Genomic DNA, 4,138 nt, shown 5'->3' with positions numbered 1-4,138 from the left:
CAGGCTTTTATCACATTCCCCATGATGATAGGCCATTGTTCCCTCCAGATTTTGATCCGGTAGGTAATGCCTGCGACCAAATACACCGTACCCGAACCGGCAATGGCTTTATCCACAGCTTCTTCATTGAGAAAATCAGCTATTACCAATTCTTCATTGCCCATGATGGTTTTGGGATTTCGACTGACCAATCGGATATTGGCAGTGAAAGCGGTCAGGTCTTTGGCCAATGAAGTTCCGATATTACCGGTTGACCCAAGAATGGTGTGAAGAGAAGAATCTCCCATTGTTTTTTGTTGACAAGATAGAGAAATATTTTTCTTGTTTTGGGCTTACGCTACGATGGAATTTTCCCTAAATTAAACTTCTAACTTCAAGAATAAATTACCAATGAAGCAATGAAATAATGGGTTTTCAATAGGGATGTAACCACATTTATGCATGAAACCAATCTAATTCCGATTTGTTTGTATATTCAATTGAAAAAACAAATAAGCCCAAGCACCAACAACATGAAACTTTCAATTTCGATATTTCTTCTATTTGTCCTTCTCTTATTCCAATGCTCTCCCAAAACCGAAAAACCCCCAACTTTTACCCTCGATTTTATGGATTCCGATGAAGCAACGGTATTCGGAGAAGGGATAATTTCTACACGTAACTTCGAAAGGGATTTTGCTCTTTCTCCAAACGGAGATGAACTGTTTTATACCATACAGCATCCAAGAACCGGGTTTTCCATTATCATTCAAAGTAGCAAAAGTGGTGATGAATGGACAGGACCCGAAGTTGCAAGCTTCTCCGATAGTTATAGTGATTTGGAGCCGGCGTTTTCCCCTGACGGCAAAAAATTGTTTTTTTCTTCCAACAGACCAAAGACCGATGGTGCAGAAATCACAGACATGGATATTTGGTATGTGGAAAAAGAAACCGGTACTTGGGGAAATCCAATAAATGTCGGCAGTCCGGTCAATTCAGATAAAAATGAATTTTTCCCCTCAATAGCGAAAAATGGCAATCTCTATTTTACTGCATCAAGGGAAGGTGGTGTGGGCAGAGAGGATATTTTTCTTTGTCGTTTTGAAAACGGTCGATATTTGGAGCCTGTGGCATTGGATACGGCCATCAATTCTCCAATGGATGAATTCAACGCCTTTGTAGATCCTGATGAGGAATTTCTGATTTTTTCGGCTTGGGGTAGAAAGGTTGATCGGGGAAGGGGAGACCTGTATATCAGTTTCAAAGACAGTACAGACAATTGGCTTCCTGCCAAAAATCTGGGGGATAAGATCAATTCCAAATCTTTGGATTACTGTCCATTCGTCAGCTTTGATGGAAAATATTTGTTTTTTACGAGTGACAGGATGGATACGGAATTATTCAAAAATAAATTTTTGGATTTAAAAAATTACCGGGAATTGCTTGATGCACCTTTGAACGGTGGCGGGAATATCTATATGATCAATATTACGGAAGTGTTGAAATTGAAGTGAAAAATTGTGGTTATATGCTTCTTTCCCAATAACTCAATATTCTATTACAAACAGGAAGGAAGTCCGAAGACCGATGTACCGGGTCTTTAAACCTCCCACCTAGAATTGTATTGAATTACCAAATCACTGGCAGAGTTGCGGATATGCATTTAAATAATAATTTAAAAAGATGTCCAATCCAATGGATTCCGATTGTCTTCTCTGTAAATCGTTTATTTAAAAATCTTAAAAACACATTACTATGAAAGAGTTTATTTTGATTTTCAGACATGAAAATGCAACCGGGAAAGTTTCACCTGAACAAATGGAGATTTGGATGAAACATCAAATGGATTGGGTTGGGGGAATAGCAGCCCAAAACAAATTTGTCAGTGGTACAGGCTTGTTATTTGATGATGCTAAAGTAGTGGATCATCAGAAGTTAGTGACCAACGGCCCGTTTGGGGACATCAAAGAAACCATCGGGGGCTATGTCATTGTCAGGGCTGAATCCGCAAATGAAGCTGCAGAATTTGCCAAAGGAACTCCTATCCTTCAAGGAGAAGGGAATACAGTTGAGGTGAGGGAGATTTTGAAACAATGATCAAATCCTTGAACTTGGCCAAAGCTAATTCTTTGCTTCTGTCCTTTGTTTAGGTTTGAACAAAGTACCCAAACATGAAGGAATCAGATCCCATCCCTCATTTGTTCAGGTCAGAGTACAGCAAAATAGTTGCTGTACTCTCCCGCTTGTTCGGAATTGAGCATGTGGAAATAGCAGAGGACATTGTCAGCGACACTTTTATGTCCGCAATGGAGATTTGGCCTTATCAGGGAATTCCCGAAAATCCCAAAGCCTGGCTTTATAGTGTGGCCAAAAACAAAACCTACAATTATTTAAAAAAGGATCAGCTTTTCAGCAGAAAAATTTCTTTCCAAATCCAAAAGGAGTATGTTGGAGGGGAAGAAATAGATATTGACCTTACCGAACCAAACATTAAAGACAGTCAGCTACAAATGTTGTTTGCTGTTTGCCATCCGTCTCTACCTGCCGAATCCCAGATTAGCCTTGCACTCCGGATTCTTTGTGGATTTGGGATAGATGAGATTGCTGATGCATTTCTGACCAATAAGGAGACCATTAACAAGCGGTTGTATAGGGCAAAGGAAAAGCTTCGAATGGGGGATGTTCAGTTGAGTATGTCTGGTAATGGGGAAATTGATAATCGGTTGGAGGCAGTTTTAAAAACCATTTACCTGCTTTTCAGCGAAGGTTATTATTCTGAAAGATCAGAGTCAGTGATCCGAAAAGACCTTTGCCTGGAGGCAATGAGGTTGAATTACCTATTGCTGGAATTTCGTCCAACAAACCAACATCTTACCAATGCCCTGATGGCTTTGATGTGTTTTCAGGCTTCAAGACTGGATGCCAGGATGGGGGAAGGAGGCGAAATGGTTATGTACCATAATCAAGATACCTCCCTTTGGAACAGCGAATTGATAGAAAGGGGGAATTACTACCTGCAAAAGAGCGCAGAATGGCCTGTTATATCAATTTATTTTTTGGAAGCTAGTATTGCTTATTGGTATACCATTAAAGATGATACCTCGGAAAAATGGGAGAATATCCTGCAGTTGTATAACAGGTTGTTATCGATTGCCTATTCCCCGATTACTGCCCTCAACCGTACCTATGCACTTTCCAGATCAAGAGGAAAAGAAATTGCCATTCAGGAAGCCGATAAACTTAACCTTGGCAAAAACCATTTTTATCATTTGCTTTTGGCAGAATTACACTTTGGTCTAGACAACAAAAATGCAAAATCCCATCTCCAAAGAGCGCTTGATCTTTGCAAAACAGAAACTGAGAAAATGTTGATCCGGAAAAAGATAATGGAAATTTGAAAATCCAACAATCAAAACCTTACCATTTTTTCCATTCCTACCGTTCCCAGCCAAATTCTTCCATTTCCCTGTATCAGGTCACTTCTTTGGGTGATGCTGCGTTCAGGGCTGGGAAAGTTGTAAAAGAATCTCAGGTCCCTTCCTGTTGGGACATTCTCAAATGGGAGGGTGAAATTGAAAGTTTTGGATTCTTTCCCTTTGATAACTGACATCCAGTCCAAACTCCAGTGATTAAAAGATTCCGGTTGCTCAGTCGGGATTTTGTTGGATTGGTATCCAGGTACCTGAGCATCAAAAAAAACAAGTCCATTGGTAAAGTAATGGAAAAGATTTACTCCCATTTTATTGGGATCCAGATGGTAATAGCTTTGATTGTCGAGATTTCGAAGTTTGATTCTTAATCTAACCTCATTGCCCTGACGTGTGATGGATTCGGTTTCTAGAGAAAGTCCAGCCCTGTATTTGTTATGTCTTTTTAATACTGCAATAATCCTTGGATCGATCCTTGGGTCATGAAAACCACTGCTGGATCCACTTGGACTATTGTTATTGCTGATTCTAAATGCAAAATCCCCAAAATTATCGATCAGTCGGTTGATATGTGGACCTGATGGAAATGATGACAAATAAAGTTCATGGATTTTGAGGGGATAAATTTCGGTACCATCTACCATGATTCTTGCACCCTGAAGTTTGTCATAATCCCCTTCAAGTCTATTATTTTCTTTGAGGTAAACGATATGGGTGGAAAAATCATAATA

At 39.7% G+C, this 4,138-nt stretch carries 5 protein-coding genes; 3 read left to right on the top strand and 2 right to left on the bottom strand.

Features of this window, described 5'->3' with window-relative positions; genetic code table 11:
* A partial coding sequence (locus tag ACEW8O_RS00270; protein ID WP_373492613.1) for an NAD(P)H-binding protein occupies positions 1-287 on the bottom strand: 287 nt, incomplete at its 3' end.
* Between the two features lie 225 nt (positions 288-512).
* Here ACEW8O_RS00270 and ACEW8O_RS00265 point away from each other — a divergent pair.
* From ACEW8O_RS00265 to ACEW8O_RS00255, 3 genes are all read left to right on the top strand, one after another.
* A complete protein-coding gene (locus ACEW8O_RS00265; protein WP_373492612.1) occupies positions 513-1,493 on the top strand; it encodes a hypothetical protein in 981 nt (326 codons plus the stop codon).
* Positions 1,494-1,734: 241 nt separating this feature from the next.
* The gene (locus ACEW8O_RS00260) at positions 1,735-2,076 is read left to right on the top strand and encodes a YciI family protein (RefSeq protein WP_373492611.1); all 342 of its coding nucleotides are present in this window, start codon (positions 1,735-1,737) and stop codon (positions 2,074-2,076) included.
* Positions 2,077-2,150: 74 nt separating this feature from the next.
* Positions 2,151-3,377, top strand: a complete 1,227-nt coding sequence (locus ACEW8O_RS00255; protein WP_373492610.1) for an RNA polymerase sigma factor — start codon at positions 2,151-2,153, stop codon at positions 3,375-3,377.
* 11 nt (positions 3,378-3,388) lie between these two features.
* Here the strand turns inward: ACEW8O_RS00255 and ACEW8O_RS00250 are convergent.
* On the bottom strand, positions 3,389-4,138 hold a 750-nt coding region (locus ACEW8O_RS00250; RefSeq protein WP_373492609.1), incomplete at its 5' end, for a hypothetical protein.

The sequence above is a fragment of the Aquiflexum sp. genome, assembly GCF_041749095.1.
Taxonomy (GTDB): Bacteria; Bacteroidota; Bacteroidia; order Cytophagales; family Cyclobacteriaceae; genus Aquiflexum.
Note: the sequence above shows the minus strand (reverse complement) of the source record. Positions and strands in the feature narration are given on the sequence as shown.